Raw genomic sequence first — 17,991 nt, 5'->3', positions numbered from 1 at the left:
CGCGGCGCGCTGGCGAGTCAGCGCACGGCAGGCGGCGGACCGAAGCCACCGTAAACACCAGAGGACGAACCAGGCCTAGCCAAAAATCGGCAGGTTGCGGACCGACGGCACCGTAAACACCAGAGGACGAACCAGGACCAGCCACAACAAGGCAGGCGGCTGGATGACAGCGGCGAGTGCCTGGAAGGCGGTGTGCGGTAGCGGGTGGGTCAGGCGGGGCAGGGCGTCTGCCAGGTGGTGACGCGGGCCGGGTCGCCGTCGGTGTGATCGAGGCGGGCAAGCGTCATGCAGTTGCCCCAGACGCAGCCACTGTCCAGCGCCAGCCAGTCCGCTCCCACCCGGTGGCCCAGCGCGGCCCAGTGTCCGAACACGATCGGGTGCCCGGCGGCGGCTCGTTCCGGCATCCGGAACCAGGGCCGGAGATCAGAGGGCGCTTCCTCGGGCGGGCCATTGCCGGCGAACTCCAGGTCGCCGTCCGCGGTGAGATAGCGCATGCGGGTACAGGCATTGATGGTGTAGCGCAGGCGCTCGTATCCGTCGAGATCCGGGCTCCAGTGGCTGGGTTCGTCGCCGTACATGACCTCGAACAGTGCGTGGCGTCGTGCCGGGTCGCGCAGCTCGGCCTCCACGCGCCGGGTCTCGCGCGCGGCCGTGTCCGGGTCCCAGGCGGGCGGGAGTCCGGCATGCACCAGGGTCCAGCCGCTGGCGGTGTCGCGGTGCAGCAACGGGCGCTGGGCCAGCCAGTCGAGCAGGTCCGCGGCATCCGGGGCATCCAGCACCGGGCGCAGGGTGTCCTTGCCACCGGGCGTGCGGACGCCCTGTGCGGTGGCGAGCAGGTGGAGGTCGTGGTTGCCGAGGACCGTCGTGGCAGCATCGCCCAGGTCCATGACCCGGCGCAGGCAGCCCAGCGAGTCCGGGCCGCGGTTAACCAGGTCGCCGACCAGCCACAGGTGGTCCTCCGCCGGATCGAACCGCACCTGTTCCAGGAGTCGATCCAGCGGGTCCAGACAGCCCTGGAGATCCCCAACGGCGTACAGCGCCATCGTTCCGCCCGGCCTAGTGCAGGGTGCGCGGGACGGAGAGGGTGAACGGCGGGATCGGCGCGTCGAAGGTGTTGCCGCGTTCGTCGCGCATGCCGTAGGAGCCCTCCATGGTGCCGACCGGGGTCTCGATGACCGTGCCGCTGGTGTATTCGAAGCTGTCGCCGGGCGCGATGCTCGGCTGTTCGCCGACCACCCCCTCGCCACGGACCTCCTGCGTCTGGTCGCGGCCGTCGCGGATGATCCAGTGGCGGTTGAGCAGTTGCACGGTCAGCGCGCCGGCGTTGCGAATGACCACGTGATAGGCGAACACGTAGCGGTCGTCATCCGGCTCGGACTGGTCCTCCACGTAGGCGGTGGACACCTCGATCTCGATGGTATGGGCTTCGGCGTCGTGCTCTTGGGGCGGGTTCATGCGGTTGTGGCTCCAGGTTTGAGCGGGAGACCCGGCATCAGGGGGTCGCGGACCGGCTGGCGCAGACGGCGGCGCCCAGCAAGCCCGGTTCGGGGTGCATGATAAGGGCCACGGGCAATTGCTCAAGCAAGTGGGTCATCGGTGGGCGATTCCGGAAGGCACAGCGAAAGCGTGGGCCACGGAAGGCGTCGACCCAGCGGGGCGCGATCCCGCCGGCCAGGTAAATGCCGCCGGTGGGGAGCGCGGTCAGGGCCATGTCGGCCAGCTGTCCGGCATACAGCCCGACGAAGCGGTCGATCACGTTCTCGGCGGCCGGGTGGCCCGCCCGGGCCAATTCGCCGATAGCGGCTGCCGGGTCCCGCGCGGCAAGGGCCTCCGCCAGCTCGGGATCCGCTTGCCGGTCGAGCTCGAACTGGCCGATGCGGGCGATCCCGCGCCCGCTCAGCAGGTGTTCGCGCGTGCAGTAGCCCAGTTCGCGGGTTACGAAATCGCCCAGCGCGGCCTCTTCGGGCCCGGCGGGCGAGAAGCGCGCGTGTCCGCCCTCGCCGGGATAGATGGCGGGCCGGCCGGGCGGACCCACCAGACAGGTGCCCAGCCCGGTACCGGCCCCCGCGACCAGGCGCAGGCCCGCCGGATCGGGTGTCGCGTGCTGGAGGGTCTCGCAGTCGCCGGGTTGCAGCGCGTCGAGGCTCGCGCCGATGGCGGCGAAGTCGTTGAGGAGCGTGACCGGCATACCCAGGCGTTCGCCGAGGCTGGCGGCCTCCAGGGCGGGCCAGTCCAGGTTGGTCACGCGTGCCCGGCCCTGATGGACCGGGCCGGCCACCGCGAGCCCGGCGGCGGCGAACGTATCCACCGTGGCGTATTCGTGGCGCCAGTGCTCGAGGATGCTGGCCAGTTCCGGATGCTCGCGGCTGGGGTAGCGTTGCGCCTCGTGCAGGGACCAGCCATCCGCCTCGCGGCGGGCGCGCGCGACGCGGGTGTTGGTTCCGCCGACATCGGCAACGATCAGATCCATAGGTTCATGGTAGCGGATCGTGGTGACCGGTGGCTCAGTGCGCGCCTGCGTGGATCTGCCGGGCCAGGGCCTCGAACCCGCTGATGTCGACGTTCTCCGGCCGTTCCCCGGGGTCCAGCCCGGCGGCCTCCAGGTCCGCGATCGTGGCCAGACCGGACAGCCCGCGGCGCAGCGTCTTGCGGCGGCTGGAAAAGGCCTGGTTCACCACCCGCGCGAAGGTCGGGTACAGCGCCGGTGCGACCCGCGGCTCGGCCAGGGGCGTGATGCGCACCACGCTGGAGTAGACCTTGGGCGGCGGGTGAAAGGCCCCGGGCGGCACCGTGAACAGGGCCGTGGCCGAGGCCCGGGCGGCCAGCATGACGGTCAGGCGGCCGTAGCGCTTGCTGCCGGGCGCGGCGGTCATGCGTTCCACCACCTCGCGCTGCAGCAGGAAGTGCATGTCGCGGATTGCGCCGACCTGTTCGAGGAGATGGAACATCAGCGGGGTGGAGATGTTGTAGGGCAGGTTGCCGACCACGCGCCAGCCGCGTTCGGGCAGGGGGCCGAGATCGGCCAGCCGCATGTCCAGGGCGTCGCCCACGTGCAGGTCCAGGCGCTCCGGAGGGAAACCGGCGCGCAGCCCGGCGGCCAGGTCGCGGTCGATCTCCACGGCGACGAGGTGGTCCAGGCGCTCCAGCAGCGCCGCGGTCAAGGCGCCGCGGCCGGGCCCGATCTCGAGTACGGCGTCTCCTGGCTGCGGGTCGATCGCCGCGACAATGCGCGCGAGGATGCCGGCATCGTGCAGGAAGTTCTGGCCGAAGCGCTTGCGGATCGGCGACGAGGTCTTGAGGCGGGTCATGTCCCCGAGATGCTCCTGCTGGCGGCGGCACGGGCCGCGGCACGGGCCGCGAGGGTTTCCGCCAGGCGTTCGGCGGCCTGGAAGCTGCCGACCTCCGCGCGCCCGGTGCCGGCCAGGTCCAGTGCGGTGCCGTGATCCACCGAGGTGCGGATGAAGGGCAGGCCCAGGGTCACGTTGATGGCCCCGCCAAAGCCGGCGTGCTTGAGGACCGGCAGGCCCTGATCGTGATACATGGCCAGCACCGCGTCGACGCCTTCGAGCGCGCGCGGGGTGAACGCGGTGTCGGCCGGGAGTGGGCCGCGCAGATGCATGCCGGCCTCTCGCAGGCGATCCAGGGTCGGGGTGATGATCTCGATCTCCTCGCGTCCGAGGACGCCGTCCTCGCCGGCGTGCGGGTTCAGGCCGCAGACCGCGATCACGGGTTCGTCGATGCCGAAGTCACGGCGCAGGTCGTGGTGCAGCACGCGGGTCACGGCCTCCAGGCGTTCGGCCGTGATGGCGTCGGGGACCGCGCGCAGGGGCAGATGGGTGGTCACCAGCGCGACTCGCAGCGTCTCGGTGGCCAGCATCATCACCGGCGTCGGTGCCTCGGCGCGCTCGGCCAGCCACTCGGTGTGACCACTGAAGGCGATACCGGCGCGGTTGATTACGCCCTTGTGGACCGGGCCGGTGACCATGGCCTCGAAGGTGCCGTCCAGGCAGCCGTCGGCGGCCGTGGCGAGCAGGGCCAGCACGTGTTCGGCGTTGGAGGGGTCCAGAGTGCCGGCGACCACCGGGGCTGCCACCGGTACCGGCAGGATCTCCAGGGTGTGGGGCGGGGTGGGCTCGCGCGGGCGTTGCGGGTCGAAGGGCACCAGGCGCAGGGACTCGCCCAGCTGGTGGGCACGGGCCTCCAGCACGCCAGGATCGGCGATGGCGACGCGCTGCGCCTGGCCGCGCTGCCGCGCCATGGCGATCAGCAGATCGGGCCCGATCCCGGCGGGATCGCCGGCGGTCAGGGCCAGGCGCGGGACCGGGTGGGCCCCGCGCGGATCAGGAGCCGAAGCCGTCGACCCGGTATTCGACATAGGCCTCGTCCCGCAGGCGGCGCAGCCACAGCTCGAGCTCTTCGTCGCGCTTGCGGTTCTGCAGGATCTCGCGGGCGCGGGCCCGGATCTGTTCGCGCGAGGTGTCCACCTCGCGGCGCTCCAGGACCTCGATGATGTGCCAGCCGAACTGGCTCTCCACCGGCTCGCTGACCACGCCCGGTTCCAGCGCCTGCATGGCCTCCTCGAAGGCGGGAACCAGTTCGCCCGGGCTGACCCACCCGAGGGTGCCGCCCTGGGCGGCCGAGCCGGGGTCGTCGGAGTTGGCGCGGGCGAGGTCCTCGAAGCTGGCGCCCTCGCGGATGCGGTTATACAGGGACTGCGCCTGGCGGCGCGCGTCCTCGTCGCTGCGCACCTGGTCCGGGCTGATCAGGATGTGGCGTACCCGGGTCTGCTGCACGCGGGTCTGGTCACCGCCCTCGCGGTCCAGCAGCTTCATGATGTGGAAACCGCTGGGGGAGCGCAGGACATCGCTGACCTCGCCGGTGCGCATCAGCACGGCCTCGCGGGCGAACACGGTGGGGATCTCGCCGGCGGAGCGCCAGCCCAGATCGCCGCCGTCCAGGGCCTGCGGTCCTTCGGATTCGCTGATGGCGACGGTGGCGAAGTCCTCGCCCCCGCGCACGCGGTCGCGCAGCGACTCGGCCTTTTGGCGCGCCTCGGCGATCTGCCGGGCGTCGGCGCCCTGGGGCAGGGCGACCATGATCTGGGCGATGCGATAGCGCACGCCGCGGTCAATGGCGCCACTCTCGGAGGCGATGAGGTCGGCGATCTCCTGATCGGAGACGCGGACGCGCTGGTCGACCTGGCGGCGCTGCAGCTGGTTGACGGTCAGTTCGTGGCGGATCTGCTCGCGAAAGGCGTTGAAGTCCACGCCGTCCTGCATCAGAGCCTGGCGCAGCTGCGGCAGGGTCATGCGGTTCTCGCGGGCGATGTTCTCCATCGCGCGGTTCAGGGTCATCTCGTCGATGTTGATGCCGACGCGCTCGGCCTCCTGCAGCTGCACGCGCTCGACGATCAGGCGCTCCATGACCTGACGCGCCAGGGTGTCCTGGTCGGGCGGACGGTTGCCGCGCTCGATCATCTGCTGGGCGACCAGGTTCATGCGCTCCACCAGCTCGCGCTGGGTGATCACGTCGTCGCCCACCACCGCCAGGATGCGGTCGGTGAAGCGGTCGCCCTCGGGCGTGATGGGCGCCGCCGGGGTACCGCCGTCACGGGCGGCCCCGGGCGTGACCGGTGCCTCGACCGCGCCCTGCGAGAGCCCGCCGGGTGCCGACCCGGGCGTCTGGGCCATGGCCGGCAGGCCGAGGCCGTAGACCAGGACGGCCAGCAGGGGCAGCAGGGTGCGGACCCCGCCGCGGCGTTGTTCAGGGACGTGCGTCATATCCGGCAATACCCTCGCGCAATAGCGAATCCACGCCGGAATCGAACCTTGCCAGGCCGTCCAGCGTGAGTTGGAAGTAGATCGAGTTGTCGTAGGTCTCGTCGAAGCTGTACGCGCGGCGCGCCACCACACGGATACCATAGCAGCAACTACGATACTGAAGCCCGGCCAGAAGTTCGAGGTCGCGTTCTTCCTGCAGGCTGTAGTTCCAGCGGCCGATCGCGTCGATGCGATCGGTGACCGGCCACATCACGGAGACGTCGGTCTGGTCGATGGAGCGGGCGCCGGCCTCGCGCTGGCGGTAGCCGACGTTGATCCGCGCGCGCTCGGAGGGGTGGTAGCCGACCGAGATCGCGGCCAGGGTGGTTTCGCGCGCGTCCTCGTTGTAGAGGATGGAGCCGCGGCCGCTCCAGGCATCGCCGATGCGCACGCGACCTTCCAGGGCCAGGTCCGAACGCGAGTCCGTCAGTGGGTCCTGTCCGGTGCCGCGGCGGACCTCGCGGTCCTCGAGGTAGTGGATCTGACCGGCGGACAGGCTCAGGCGCTCGCGCCCGGTCTGCTGGTCGAGGATGCGGGTGGTCAGGGCGGTGGTCACCTGATGGGTATCGCCCACGCGGTCGGCGCCGACGAAACGGTCCAGGCTGAACAGGTTGTCGAAGCTGAAGTCGGCCTCGCCGGTGTCGAAGATCGGGATGTCGTCCTGGTCGCGGTAGGGCACGTAGCCGTAGAAGATGCGCGGTTCCAGGGTCTGCAGGCGGCGGCCGCTGGCGATCGAGCGCTCGAAGATCAGCCCGGTGTCGATCGAGGCGCGTGGTACCGTCCGGCTGATCGATTCCGGACCGCTGGTCTGGTCGCGGCGGTCCAGTTCGTAGCGGGTATGGCGGACACCGGTGGCGGGTTCGAAGAAGAAGCCGCCGGTGTCATGGCGCCAGCGCACCTCGGGATTCAGGTCGAGGCGGGTACCCACGGGGCGCCCGGACTGGTCCTCGCTGCGCTCGAAGCGCACCAGTTCGGTATCCAGATCCCAGGAGAGGCCGTGGCCCAGGTATTCCCCGGCCTCCAGCGTGATTTGCGGCAGCCGCTGGTAGGGCTCGCCGGCGGCGCTCAGCTCGGGGTCGACGATCTGGTAGTCCTCGATGCGGGTGCGCAGGCGATAGGCCGGCTGGTTCCAGGTCAGGTCGGCGGATCGGCGCAGATAGGGCGTCGAACCCGCATAGCGGTCCGAGTTGCCGAAGTCGAAGAAGTATTCCCGGTCGGAGACATCCGCAGCGTCGACGCGCAGGTTCAGATTGGAGGTGATGCGGGTCTGGTGGCGCCACTGGGCGAAGTGGCGGTCTTCGCCGGTCTCGCGGTCGTCCGGCAGGTAGCGCACGTCGAGTACACCATTGTGCCGGGGCTGGAGGTAGCGAAACTCGGTGCCGAGCATGATTCCGCGATCGGCCATGATGCGAGGCGTGAAGGTCGCGTCGTAGTTGGGCGCGATGTTCCAGTACCAGGGCGTCGCGAGATCGAAGCCGGTGCGGCCGCCGGTGCCCGCGCTGGGCAGCAGGAAGCCGCTCTTGCGGCGGTCGTCCAGCGGGAAGTTGATATACGGGGTGTAGGCGATGGGTACACCCTTGAAACGGATGGTCGCATTGCGGGCCACGCCCACGCCGGTCTCGCGATCGAGCTCCAGATCCCGGGTGCGCAGCCACCAGGAATCGTTGCCGACCGGGCAGGTGGTGTATTCGGCCTCCTCGAAGTCGTGACGGTGCGGGGCGTGCTGGACGCCCAGGGCGGCACTGCCCCGGGCCGGGATGGACTGCACCAGGAAGTCGATCCTGCGGAACTCGCCGGTCTCCGCGTCCAGGCGGTATTCCCCGCCCTCGGTGTGCAGCAGCAGGTCGCCGTCGAACAGGCGGGTGTCACCTTCGGTTCGGGCGGTGCCGGTGGCGCGGTCGTATTCGAGGAATTCGGTGTCCAGGCGCTGTCCGCCTTCGAACAGCTGGACGTTGCCCGAGGCCGAGATGCGTTCGCCGTCCCGGCGCACCTGGTCGGCGTCGATCTCGGTGAGGCCGCCCTCGAGGGTGCGCAGCTCGGGCCACTCGACCCCCGGGGCGAACTCGCATCCCGGGGGGCGCTCCTCCGCGGGCAGCGCGAGCGGGAGCAGCGCCGCGGTCACCAGGCCGATCCCGCACGCGACCGGCCGCGCGATCGGGCGATGGCGCGGCGGGGGGTTGGCGGGCCGGCGGCTCATCCCGGCGTCAGGACAGCAGCTGGCGGATCTCGTCGAAGATCAGCTCGATGTCGCGGGTGCCGTTGACGTGCTTGAGCAGACCGTGGCGATCGTAGTACTCGATCAGCGGCCGGGTCTGCTCCTCGTAGACCTTGAGGCGATTGACCACGGTTTCCTCGTTGTCGTCCGCGCGGTGGATCAGATCGCCGCCGCACAGGTCGCACACGCCTTCCTTCTGTGGCGGGAAGGTATGGGTGTTGAAGACCGCGCCGCAGTCCCCGCAGGACACGCGGCCGGTCAGGCGCTGCTTGAGCTCCTCGAACGGGACGTCGATCTGGATCGCGCGATCCAGCGGCGACTCGATGTCGGCCAGCATGCTGTCCAGCGCCTCGGCCTGGGCGACATTGCGCGGGAAGCCGTCGAGGATGAAGCCCTTCTGCGCATCGGGTTCCTGCAGGCGATCGCGGATCAGGCCCAGGACCAGATCATCCGGGACCAGATTGCCGGATTCCATCGCGTTCTCGACCTGCTTGCCGAGTTCGGTCCGGGCCGCGACCGCGGCGCGCAGCAGGTCGCCGGTGGAGATCTGGGGGATGCCGAAGGTGGCGACCATCTTCTTGGCCTGGGTGCCCTTGCCGGACCCCGGTGCGCCCATCAGGACGATACGCATAGCTGACTCCTGCCGGGTGCCGTACCGGACTGCAGGACTAGCCGGGAACGGGACGGCACGTTGATTGCGGTGGTGAAACGGGCAGCCGGCCCGGGGCGAGGGCGGGCCGCAAACCGTTTCCCGAGCGCGGTCTTATACCGCCTGAGGCCGATGCGCCGCAACCGCGCGCGGCCGTTCGAGTCTCCCTGATGCGACTGTTGATGGGTGCCCTTGCGGGGTGTCTCCCCTGTATAATCCCTCGCTCTTCAAAGCAATCGGAAACTACTCAAGCATGGACCTCAACCAGATCGAAGCCGGCAAGGATCTCCCCAACGACATCAACGTGGTGATCGAGATCCCCACCCAGGGTCAGCCCGTCAAGTACGAGATGGACAAGGACAGCGGGGCTCTGGTGGTTGATCGCTTTATGGCGGTCGCGATGTTCTATCCGTGCAACTACGGATTCATCCCGAACACGGAGTCGGAAGACAACGACCCGGTGGACGTGCTGGTGATCACCCCGGTGCCGCTGCTGCCGGGCTCGGTTGTGCGCTCGCGCCCGATCGGCATGCTGAAGATGACCGACGAGGCCGGGGTAGACGCGAAGATCCTGGCGGTGCCGGTGGACAAGCTGTGCACGCAGTCCGCGCGGTTCCAGAGCCCGGACGACGTGCCGAAGGAGCTCCTGGACTCGATCAAGCACTTCTTCGAACGCTACAAGGAGCTGGAGAAGGGCAAGTGGGTCAAGGTGGAAGGCTGGGTTGGCGCCGACGAAGCCAAGGCGGAGATTGTTGCCAGCTACAAGCGTTACCAGAAGAGCAAGATCTGACGCCGCGCCCCGCTGCATGCAGCGGTCGGTCAGCGCCGCGCCGTCCCGCAGGGTCGGTGCGGCGTTTGCGTGCGCGGGCCATGGACCTGGTCGTGACGCCGTGACCCGCTGAGATGGCCGAGCGCGATGCCTACGGCGAGGAACAGCAGGACCGCGAGCGCTTTGTCGTGCGCATCCTGCTGGCACTGGTCATCCTGGCCGCCATCCTGCTGGCGCTGGGCTGGCGGCTCTCGGGGCTGCAAGTCGGCGCGCACTCGCATTTCACCACTCTCTCCGAGAACAATCGGTTACGGGTCGAGCCGATCGCTCCCACCCGGGGCGTGATTCGCGACCGCAATGGCATCCTGCTGGCGGGCAACCGGGCGTCCTACCAGTTGGAGATCACGGTCGAGCAGGCCGGTAATCTGGATTCCCTGCTGAGCCGCCTGCGCGGCTATCTGGAACTGAGCGAGGCCGATATCGAGCGCTTCCACCGCGGAGTTCGGCAGCGGCGCCCGTTCCAGCCGGTGCTGTTGAAGGCCGGGCTGGATGACGAGACTGTGGCCCGTATCGCGGTCTCGCGCCACGAGTTGCCGGGGGTCGAGATCGAGGCCCGTCCGCTGCGTTTCTATCCCCTGGGTTCCGAATTCTCGCACGCGGTCGGTTATGTCGGGCGCATCAACCAGCAGGATCTGCGCCGGGTGGACGGGCGGGCCTATGCCGGGACCTCGCATATCGGCAAGAGCGGGGTCGAACGCTACTACGAGGAGTTGCTGCACGGCCGGCCAGGCTATCGCCAGGTGGAGGTGAACGCCCAGGGGCGGGTGATCCGCGAGCTGTCGGTGACCCCGCCGCAGCCGGGCACGGACCTGACCCTGACCCTGGATGTGAACCTGCAGCAGGCGGCCTACCGGGCGCTGGCCGGGCGGGATGGCGCGATCGTGGCCATCGATCCGAATAACGGCGAGGTGCTGGCGCTGGTCAGCGCCCCCGGTTTTGATCCCGAGGCCTTTGTCCACGGAATCTCGCAGGCCGATTTCGCCGCGGTGCGCGATGACAAGCGCCGGCCGCTGTTCAATCGTGCCCTGAGCGGGCAGTACCCGCCGGGTTCGACGGTCAAGCCACTGGTCGCGCTGGCGGCCCTGGACGAAGATGTTACAACCGCCGAACGCGAGATGTTCGCGCGCGGGTACTACCAGCTGCCGGGGCATGAACGGCGCTATCGAGACTGGCGCCGCGAGGGCCATGGCCGGGTGGATATGTCGCGCGCGATCGCGGTGTCCTCGGATGTCTACTTCTACGATCTGGCCCACACCATGGGCATCGATCGCATGGTGCCCATTCTTGGCGCCTTCGGGATCGGGCAGCACACCGGGATCGATTCCACCGGCGAGCGAGCGGGGATCCTGCCCAGCCGCGACTGGAAGCGGGCCACGCACAACGAGGTATGGTTTCCGGGCGAGACCCTGATCACCGCGATCGGCCAGGGGTACATGCTGTCCACGCCTCTGCAGATGGCCGACTTTACGGCGGCGCTGGCCACGCGCGGTGTGCGCTATCAGCCGCACCTGCTGCGCGCCATGGACAACGGGACCGGGGAGCCGGAGTATCCGCTACCGGTGACGCGCGAGCCGGTGGTCGTGGACGACCAGCACTGGGATGCGATCCACGGCTCGCTGGTGGAGGCGGTGCATGCCCGCCACGGGACCGCCTGGGGCAGCGTGGGCAGTACCCGCCCGGCCTACACCATTGCCGGCAAGACCGGCACTTCGCAGGTGTTCAGCCTCGGCGAGGATGAAGAGTACGACGAAGAGGAGCTGGCCCGGCGTCTGTGGGACCACGCCCTGTTCGTGGGCTATGCCCCGGCAGAGGATCCGCAGATCGCGGTGGCGGTCCTGGTCGAACACGGAGGGTCCGGTGGCCGGGTGGCCGCACCGGTGGCGCGCGAAGTGATGGACGCCTATCTGCTGGAAGGGTCGGGCATGACTCTGCCGGAGGACGAATGATCAGCGTAACCGGCCGTGAGATGTCCGTCAGCCAGTGGGTGCTGCGCAGCCTGCGCCTGGACAGTGTGCTGCTGGTCCTGCTGTCGATCCTGCTGCTGCTCGGGCTGGCCGTTCTGTTCAGCGCCTCCGGGCAGAGCGTGGTGGCCGTGGAGAGGCAACTGATGCGCATCGGCCTGGGCGTGGCCGCGATGCTGCTGGTCGCGCAGGTATCACTGCACGGTCTGCGCGCGATCTCCCCGTGGCTGTTCGCGGCGGGCATCCTGCTGTTGTTGGCGGTGATGTGGGTCGGGGACGTCGGCAAGGGGGCCCAGCGCTGGCTGGATCTCGGTTTCATGCGTTTCCAGCCCTCGGAGATCATGAAGCTTGCCGTGCCGATGATGGTGGCCTGGTATCTCTCGCTGCGCAGTGGGCGGCCGCGTTTTCGCGATCTCCTCGTGACCGGCGTGCTGATCCTGGTGCCGGTGTATCTGATCATGCAGCAGCCGGACCTGGGGACCTCGATGCTGGTGGCGGCCGCCGGCGCACTGGTGGTGTTTCTCGCGGGGCTGGGCTGGCGCTGGTTCGTCGGCCTGGGCGTCGTGGTGGCGGCCGCCGTGCCCATCCTGTGGTCGCAGATGCTGGATTACCAGCGCCAGCGGGTACTCACGCTGTTCAACCCGGAATCCGATCCGCTGGGGGCCGGCTATCACATCATCCAGTCGAAGATCGCGATCGGGTCCGGGGGGTTGTACGGCAAGGGCTGGCTCAACGGGACCCAGTCGCAGCTGGAGTTCCTTCCGGAGCGCTCCACCGACTTTATTTTTGCGGTCTACGCCGAGGAATTCGGCTTTATTGGTGTCGCGCTCTTGCTGCTGCTGTATTTTGCGATTGTCGCCCGCGGGCTGTGGATCGCCGCGCTGGCGCAGGACCGCTATGCCCGGCTGCTGGGCGGGAGTATCAGCCTGACCTTCGCGGTCTATATGGTGGTCAATATCGGCATGGTGACCGGCCTGTTGCCGGTGGTCGGTGTGCCGCTGCCCCTGGTCAGTTACGGGGGAACGTCGCTGGTGACCCTGATGGTCGCCTTCGGTATTCTCATGAGCATAGCCTCCCAGAAACGCCTGGTGAATCGATGACCCTGACCCTGCGCCCCGTGTGGGCCCGTCTTGCCCGCCCACTCCTGATGCCGGTCGGGCTGACCCTGATCCTGGCGTTTGCCTCCCTTCCGGCCGCAGCGGCGAGCGAATTCCGCGCCGGTGACCCGCCGTATCTCGAGCGCGACGAGGTCCAGGCCTTCATCGACGAGCAGGTGGAGGCTGGCCGTGACCGCGAGGCCCTGGAGGCGATGTTCGCGGCGGCCGATCCGCAACAGCGCATCCTTGATCTGATCTCCAGCCCCGCCGAGGCAAGGCCGTGGAAGGATTACCGCCCGATTTTCATCACCGATGAGCGCATCGAGCGTGGGCGCGAGTTCATGCAGGAGCATGAGCGCTGGCTCCAGCGCGCCGCGGACCGCTTTGACGTCGAACCGAAGATCATTGCCGCCATCATCGGGGTCGAGACCTACTACGGCCGCAACACCGGTGGTTTCCGCGTGTTCGATGCTCTGGTGACTCTGGGCTTCGACTATCCGCCCCGGTCCGACTTCTTCCGCCGCGAGCTGGGCGAGTTCCTGACGCTGGTGGATGAAGAGGGCCTCGACCCGCGCGAGACCCGTGGCTCCTACGCCGGGGCCATGGGGCGTGGCCAGTTCATCTCGTCCAGCTATCGCCACTACGCGGTGGATTTCGATGGCTCCGGCCAGCGTGACCTGCTGAACTCCTGGCCGGATGCGATCGGGTCGGTGGCCAACTATTTCCGCGCGCACCACTGGAACCACGGCGAGCCGGTGGTGGCCAGGGCCCGGGTCGAGGGCGATGCCCACGAGGCGCTGATCAGCCGCAACTATCAGGCGCGCTTTGACCTCGAAGAACTGGCCGCACACGGGATCTACCCCGACGAGGCCGTGGACGAGGACGGCCAGTACTCGTTCATCCGCCTCGAGGGCGAGGATGGCTACGAGTACTATCTCGGGTATCCGAACTTCTACGTGATTACCCGCTACAACCGGAGCCCGCTGTATGCGATGGCCGTCCACCAGCTGGCCGAGGCGCTGGCCGAGTAAACCGCGCCGCGCGGGCGCCGGCGGGGCCGCGCTGGCGGTCTTGCTGGCGCTGGTCCTGGCGGGCTGTTCGTCCACCCCCGACCACAAGGCCGACCCGGACCGCCCGCTGGGCGATGCCGCGTATGACAGCTACCCCGATCCTGCGGATGTGCCGCAGGATCTGGCGCTGATTCCGGAACCGGAGCCGCGTGACGAGCCGCCCAGCCGCTATGGCAATCCGTCCGAGTACGAGGTGTTCGGTCAGCGCTATCGCACGCTCAAGACCAGTGACGGCTTCGAGGAAGAGGGGTACGCGTCCTGGTATGGAACCAAGTTCCACGGACGGCGCACTTCCAGCGGCGAGCCCTACGACATGTACGCGATGACCGCGGCGCACAAGTCCCTGCCGCTGCCGAGCTTCGTCGAGGTCACCAACCTGGAAAACGGCAAACAGGTGATCGTACGGGTGAATGATCGCGGCCCGTTCGTGGACGGACGCATCATCGATCTCTCCTACGCCGCCGCCCATCGCATCGACATGACCGATGCCGGGGTCGCGCGCGTGCGCATCCGGGCGGTGGGGCCGGGCGACACGACGCCGGCCCGGGTGGCAGAGGCACCGGAGCCCGAGCCGCTCGAGGTGGCCGCCGCAGCTCAGCCGGACATCGCGCCCGAACCGCAGGACGCAGCGCCGGCCGCGGCCGGCGCCAATGGCGAGGCGGCGGGGCCCGGGCGTTTCGTCCAGGTCGGGGCGTTCGCCGAGCGCCATTCGGCCGAGCAGGTGCGCGAGGATCTGCGCGCGCTCGGCTTGGAGCCGGTGCGGATCTCCAGCGTCGAACGGGACAACGGGGCGCAACTGCACCGCGTGCGCATCGGCCCGCTGGCCGATGGCGACGCGGTCCGCACGATTACCGATCGCCTGCAGGGCGCGGCGCACGTGGACTACCGCGTAGTGACCGACGCGCCGTAAGCCCTCGTCCCCGGTATTTCCGGCCCGTACCGGGCCCCAATTCTGCTATCGTATTTCGGTCCTTCAGGAGGCCCTTCGCAATCATGAATTCGTCCGTCCGCACCCCGTTTCTGCCGCTGTTGGCGGCCTGCCTGCCGGTCATCCTGGCGCTCCTGCTGGCGCTGGTTCCAGCGCAGGCGCAGGAGTCGGAGCTGCCCGTGGCCGGGTCGGGCGCGAACGTGCCCGGCGGCATCCCGCGGCCGCCCTCGGACGTGACGGCGGCGAGCTATGCGCTGATGGACTTCGACTCCGGCCTGATGCTCGCCAGCCGCGATCCGCTGGTGGAGCGCGAGCCGGCCAGCCTGACCAAGCTGATGACGGCCTACGTGGTGTTTGGCGAAATCACCGATGGCCGCATGGCGCTGGACGACCAGGTTACGGTCAGCGAGCGTGCCTGGCGGACCGGTATGCGCGGGGCATCGCGCATGTTCATCGAGGTCGGCGAGGAGGTTGTGGTCGAGGATCTGCTGCGCGGGATGATCATCCAGTCCGGCAACGATGCCTCCACCGCGCTGGCCGAGCATGTTGCCGGTTCGGAGGGGGCGTTTGTCGACATGATGAACGCCCAGGCGCGCGAGCTGGGGATGCGCCAGTCCTACTTCGCCAACCCGCACGGACTGCCCTCCGACGAGTCGCAGTACACCACCGCCCAGGACATGGCATTGCTCGCCCGGGCGCTGATCCGCGACTTCCCGGATCTCTACGGCTACTACAGCGAACGTTCCTTCGAGTACAACGACATCTCGCAGAGCAACCGCAATATGCTGCTGTGGCGCGATGCCGGATTCGACGGCCTGAAGACCGGCTGGACCTCGAACGCGGGCTACAACCTGGTTTCGTCCGCCAAGCGTAACGACCGCCGGTTGGTGGCCGTGGTCATGGGGATCGAGGCGTCGGATCATCAGCAGGGCGGTACTCGCCGCGCCAACGAGTCCCAGGCGCTGGTGAACTGGGGGATGCGCTTCACCGCGACCCGCAAGCTGTTCGAGGGCGGGCACGAACTGGGGACCCCGCGGGTCTATCGCGGGGCGCAGACCGAAGTGGCCGTGGGCCTGGCGGAGGACTTCTGGGTCATGGTCCCGCCGGGGCGCGAGGACGATCTGGACGCCTCGATGGAGGTCAACCAGCCGCTGGAGGCCCCGCTGGCCGCGGGCGATCCGGTGGGCGAAGTCGTGGTGCGTCTGAACGGCGAGGTGCTCCGCACCCAGCCGCTGGTTGCGTTGCAGCCGGTGGAACAGGGCGGTCTGATCCGCCGCCTGTGGGATGGCGCGGCCCTGGGCATTCAGTCGGCCTGGCCATTCTGAGCCGTGTTTCGCCCGTGAGCATTGCCTATTACAACGGGGACTACCTGCCGCTGGACCAGGTGCGGATCTCGCCGCTGGACCGGGGCTTCCTGTTCGGAGACTCGGTATACGAGGTGATCCCCAGCTACTCCGGCGAATTCTTCCTGCTCTCCGAGCACCTGGAGCGCCTGGCGCGATCCCTGGCGGCGATCCGCATCCGCAACCCGTTTGACCGCGAGGGGTGGCGTGCGCTTCTGACGGACTTGCTGGCGCGCAATGCCGACCCTGTGACGCCCGATCTCGGGGTCTACCTTCAGGTGACCCGTGGCGTAGCCCCGCGCGACCATGCCTTCCCGGTGGATGCGCAACCCACCGTCCTGGCGATGGTCAGCCCGATCCGGCCCCTCCCGGAGACCATCCGCGTGGACGGCGTGGCCGCTGTGACGGCCGAGGACCGCCGCTGGGGCCACTGCGATATCAAGGCCACCACCCTGCTGGCCAATGTGCTGAACCGCCAGGAGGCCACCGAGCGGGGTGCCGTCGAGGCCGTGTTGTTTCGGGACGGGCAGTTGACCGAAGGCGCGGCAAGCAATGTCATCGTGGTCCTGGACGGGCGGGTGATCACCCCGCCGCTGGATGCATCGGTACTGCCGGGTGTCACCCGCTCGCGGGTGCTCGACCTGGCGCGCGAGCTGGGCTACCCGGTGGAGGAGCGCGGGGTCAGCGCCGACGAGCTGCCCCGGGCCGGGGAGATCTGGCTCACCAGCTCGACCCGCGAGATCCTGCCGGTTACGCGGCTGGATGATCGCACCGTGGGCACGGGGCGCCCCGGACCGGTCTGGCAGGCCGTGCACGCCGCCTACCAGGCGGCCAAGCCCGGGGCGCCGGTGAGCGAACCCCTGCAGTCCGGAGGTGCCGCATGAGCGACGACCGCGAGACCCTGATCGAGTTTCCCTGCCGATTCCCGGTGAAGGTGATGGGCGACGCCCACCCGGAGCTGATGGAGGCAGTCGAGGGCTGTGTCGCTGAGCATCTGGATGCCGGGGACGCAGTGATCGAGCAGCGCGCCTCGCGCGCCGGCCGCTTCGTCGGCATCACCATCACCTTTACCGCGACCAGCCAGGAACAGCTGGACGCCTTCTACCGTTCCCTGGGTCGTTGCGACCGGGTACGCATGATCCTGTGACCGACGTGCTCCCGCCCGGGCCGGTGGTCCGCCTGCTGGGTATGCAGCCCTACGTCCCGGTCTGGCAGGCGATGCAGCTCCAGGCGCGGGAACGCGATGCAGCCTGGCCGGATGCGTTCTGGTGCGTCGAGCATCCGCCCGTCTTTACCCAGGGCCGCAATGGCCGCCGCGAGCACCTGCTGGACCCCGGCGCGACGCCGGTGGTGGCGATCGATCGCGGGGGGCAGGTGACCTGGCACGGTCCCGGACAACTGGTCGTCTACACGCTGGTGGATCTGCCGCGACTGGGGATCGGGGTTCGGCGTCTGGTCGCCGGTCTTGAGCAGGCGGTGATCGACACGCTGGCGCAATGGGGGATCCATGCGCAGCGTCGAGACAAGGCGCCGGGGGTGTATGTCGATGGGGCCAAGATTGCGGCGCTGGGTTTGCGTATCCGGCACGGGCGCAGCATCCATGGGCTGGCCCTGAACATCGCCCCGGATCTGGCGCCGTTCCAGCGCATGAATCCCTGTGGCTATCCGGGGCTAGCGGCGACCTCCATGCAGCAGCTGCTCGGTCCGCTGGACGGCAACCGGGTCCGGGAGCAGTTGCTTGCCCACCTCACCGCGCAGGTGTTTCCCGCTGAGGTTGAGCGCATCCGGCATGAACCAGCGTTGCCGCCCGAGTTGGTCCGCGTGCTTGCGCTCGGGCGTTGTCCCGCGCCCTGAAACCGAGCCTGATTCTTCGAGCCCTGGTGTTTACGAGGGCTTCGTCTGGCCGCCTGCCTCTTGGCGGCTGGCCCCGGTTCATCGTTCGTGTTTACGGTGGCTCCGATCCACGTACTGCCGTGCGCTGACTCGCCAGCGCGCCGCGAGGTACTTCTTTGCTCGTGCAAAGAAGTACCCAAGAAACACGCCCGACTGCCGCGACCCCGGCCCGCTGTGCGGGCCGGGG

17 protein-coding genes are annotated in these 17,991 nt (G+C 68.9%); 9 read left to right on the top strand and 8 right to left on the bottom strand.

The window, feature by feature from the left end; genetic code table 11:
• Positions 1-209: 209 nt before the first annotated feature.
• The 8 genes from D103_RS0113105 to D103_RS0113070 are packed head-to-tail and all read right to left on the bottom strand — an operon-like array spanning position 210 to position 8,665.
• On the bottom strand, positions 210-1,043 hold the full coding sequence (locus D103_RS0113105; protein ID WP_018877105.1) for a symmetrical bis(5'-nucleosyl)-tetraphosphatase: 834 nt from the start codon (positions 1,041-1,043) through the stop codon (positions 210-212).
• 13 nt (positions 1,044-1,056) lie between these two features.
• Positions 1,057-1,455, bottom strand: coding sequence for a Co2+/Mg2+ efflux protein ApaG (apaG, locus tag D103_RS0113100; protein WP_018867192.1), 399 nt, complete (start codon positions 1,453-1,455; stop codon positions 1,057-1,059).
• 37 nt (positions 1,456-1,492) lie between these two features.
• The gene (locus tag D103_RS0113095; RefSeq protein ID WP_018877104.1) at positions 1,493-2,470 is read right to left on the bottom strand and encodes an ROK family protein; all 978 of its coding nucleotides are present in this window, start codon (positions 2,468-2,470) and stop codon (positions 1,493-1,495) included.
• Between the two features lie 34 nt (positions 2,471-2,504).
• The gene (gene rsmA, locus D103_RS0113090) at positions 2,505-3,308 is read right to left on the bottom strand and encodes a 16S rRNA (adenine(1518)-N(6)/adenine(1519)-N(6))-dimethyltransferase RsmA (RefSeq protein ID WP_018867194.1); all 804 of its coding nucleotides are present in this window, start codon (positions 3,306-3,308) and stop codon (positions 2,505-2,507) included.
• The gene (gene pdxA / locus D103_RS0113085; RefSeq protein WP_018877103.1) at positions 3,305-4,375 is read right to left on the bottom strand and encodes a 4-hydroxythreonine-4-phosphate dehydrogenase PdxA; all 1,071 of its coding nucleotides are present in this window, start codon (positions 4,373-4,375) and stop codon (positions 3,305-3,307) included. The genes rsmA and pdxA overlap by 4 nt, the downstream gene beginning before the upstream one ends.
• Entirely contained in the window at positions 4,341-5,780 is a 1,440-nt protein-coding gene (locus D103_RS0113080; protein WP_018877102.1) for a peptidylprolyl isomerase, read from the bottom strand. Before D103_RS0113080 ends, pdxA begins: the two co-directional genes overlap by 35 nt.
• Positions 5,764-8,016: an LPS-assembly protein LptD gene (locus D103_RS0113075; protein WP_018877101.1), complete on the bottom strand. Its 2,253-nt coding sequence runs from the start codon at positions 8,014-8,016 to the stop codon at positions 5,764-5,766. The genes D103_RS0113080 and D103_RS0113075 overlap by 17 nt, the downstream gene beginning before the upstream one ends.
• A gap of 7 nt (positions 8,017-8,023) precedes the next feature.
• Entirely contained in the window at positions 8,024-8,665 is a 642-nt protein-coding gene (locus tag D103_RS0113070; protein ID WP_018877100.1) for an adenylate kinase, read from the bottom strand.
• Positions 8,666-8,936: 271 nt separating this feature from the next.
• Here D103_RS0113070 and ppa point away from each other — a divergent pair, with 271 nt between their 5' ends.
• The 9 genes from ppa to lipB all read left to right on the top strand — a co-directional run bounded on the left by ppa (position 8,937) and on the right by lipB (position 17,765).
• The gene (ppa, locus tag D103_RS0113065; RefSeq protein WP_018867199.1) at positions 8,937-9,473 is read left to right on the top strand and encodes an inorganic diphosphatase; all 537 of its coding nucleotides are present in this window, start codon (positions 8,937-8,939) and stop codon (positions 9,471-9,473) included.
• A 113-nt stretch (positions 9,474-9,586) separates the two neighbouring features.
• A complete protein-coding gene (mrdA, locus tag D103_RS0113060) occupies positions 9,587-11,458 on the top strand; it encodes a penicillin-binding protein 2 (RefSeq protein ID WP_018877099.1) in 1,872 nt (623 codons plus the stop codon).
• Complete coding sequence (gene rodA, locus D103_RS0113055; RefSeq protein WP_018867201.1) at positions 11,455-12,573, top strand: rod shape-determining protein RodA; 1,119 nt, start codon at positions 11,455-11,457, stop codon at positions 12,571-12,573. Before mrdA ends, rodA begins: the two co-directional genes overlap by 4 nt.
• Positions 12,570-13,601, top strand: coding sequence for a lytic murein transglycosylase B (gene mltB / locus D103_RS0113050; protein ID WP_018877098.1), 1,032 nt, complete (start codon positions 12,570-12,572; stop codon positions 13,599-13,601). Before rodA ends, mltB begins: the two co-directional genes overlap by 4 nt.
• Complete coding sequence (locus D103_RS0113045) at positions 13,558-14,550, top strand: septal ring lytic transglycosylase RlpA family protein (protein WP_018877097.1); 993 nt, start codon at positions 13,558-13,560, stop codon at positions 14,548-14,550. Before mltB ends, D103_RS0113045 begins: the two co-directional genes overlap by 44 nt.
• Before the next feature lie 83 nt (positions 14,551-14,633).
• A complete protein-coding gene (locus D103_RS0113040) occupies positions 14,634-15,893 on the top strand; it encodes a D-alanyl-D-alanine carboxypeptidase family protein (protein WP_018877096.1) in 1,260 nt (419 codons plus the stop codon).
• Positions 15,894-15,907: 14 nt separating this feature from the next.
• The gene (locus tag D103_RS0113035) at positions 15,908-16,795 is read left to right on the top strand and encodes a D-amino acid aminotransferase (RefSeq protein ID WP_018877095.1); all 888 of its coding nucleotides are present in this window, start codon (positions 15,908-15,910) and stop codon (positions 16,793-16,795) included.
• Complete coding sequence (locus D103_RS0113030) at positions 16,792-17,058, top strand: YbeD family protein (protein WP_018877094.1); 267 nt, start codon at positions 16,792-16,794, stop codon at positions 17,056-17,058. The genes D103_RS0113035 and D103_RS0113030 overlap by 4 nt, the downstream gene beginning before the upstream one ends.
• Positions 17,055-17,765, top strand: coding sequence for a lipoyl(octanoyl) transferase LipB (gene lipB, locus D103_RS0113025; protein ID WP_018877093.1), 711 nt, complete (start codon positions 17,055-17,057; stop codon positions 17,763-17,765). The genes D103_RS0113030 and lipB overlap by 4 nt, the downstream gene beginning before the upstream one ends.
• Positions 17,766-17,991 lie beyond the last annotated feature (226 nt).

Origin of the sequence: Thioalkalivibrio sp. ALE31 (genome assembly GCF_000377405.1) — a bacterium.
Classification (GTDB): domain Bacteria; phylum Pseudomonadota; class Gammaproteobacteria; order Ectothiorhodospirales; family Ectothiorhodospiraceae; genus Thioalkalivibrio.
This window is presented reverse-complemented; position numbering and strand designations above follow the sequence as displayed.